Origin of the sequence: Massilia sp. TSP1-1-2, from assembly GCF_049896185.1 — a bacterium.
Taxonomy (GTDB): domain Bacteria; phylum Pseudomonadota; class Gammaproteobacteria; order Burkholderiales; family Burkholderiaceae_D; genus Telluria_A.
In genome coordinates this window covers 1-779 of sequence record NZ_JAFCTU010000162.1, presented here as the reverse complement: position 1 = coordinate 779, position 779 = coordinate 1, and the positions used below count along the sequence as shown (strand labels likewise).

Genomic DNA, 779 nt, shown 5'->3' with positions numbered 1-779 from the left:
GAGCGCAAAAGCCCGAACTGCTCACCAGCAAACAGCAGGGCGTCTTTACGGGCAGCCAGCCGCAGTCCGGTGGTGCGGCGATTGCGAGCAACGCCTATGGCAATGGCCAGGCAGTGCTGTTCGCGTTCGACTTGGCCAGTAGCCTGGCAGCGCAGGATGCGTGGCTGCCGGTGCTGGACGCCACGCTTAAAGCGCTGCTGCCAGCCCAGGCCCAGGCGGTAACGCCCGGCAGTGTGGTGCGCCTGCGCACCAGCATCGTCAACCGGGCCGGCTCGGTCGACCTGAATGTCGCGTCCAGGCTGCCGGCGGGAGCGGGCTTCCTGAATGCCAGCGCGCCGGGTGCTTTCGACGCGGTCAGCAACAGCGCGCAGTGGAGCTTCGCCTTGGGCAAGTATCAAAGCGCCGACCTGTACCTGTCGCTGCGGGCCCCTTCGGCAGCAGGAACCCATGCGATCGATACCGTGGTCAGCTCGGTCGTCAATGGCGTGCTGACGCCGGTTGGCCCCAAGTTGACGCAAGTGTTTTCCGTCAAGCCGGCCGACCAGACTGCGGTCACGGTAAAGGCGTCGCTGCTTGCGCTCGCCATCAGCCGCACGCAAGACCGTAAAACGCGTGACCGTGCTCAGGCGCAGCTGGATGCCGCCATGCTGGCGTTCAACCGCAATACGGCGGCCGGCTACGCGACCGCGATCCAGGGGCTGCTCCAGGTAAGCGACATGCTCGACAGCCTGGCGCCGATCGACACCACGGCCGTGCGCCTTGGCGTAGATGTGACAGCC

The 779-nt window shown here is 66.2% G+C and carries 1 protein-coding gene; it reads left to right on the top strand.

Annotated elements, in window-relative coordinates; genetic code table 11:
• A partial coding sequence (locus ACP7BV_RS27475) for a hypothetical protein (RefSeq protein ID WP_426108082.1) occupies positions 1-779 on the top strand: 779 nt, incomplete at both ends.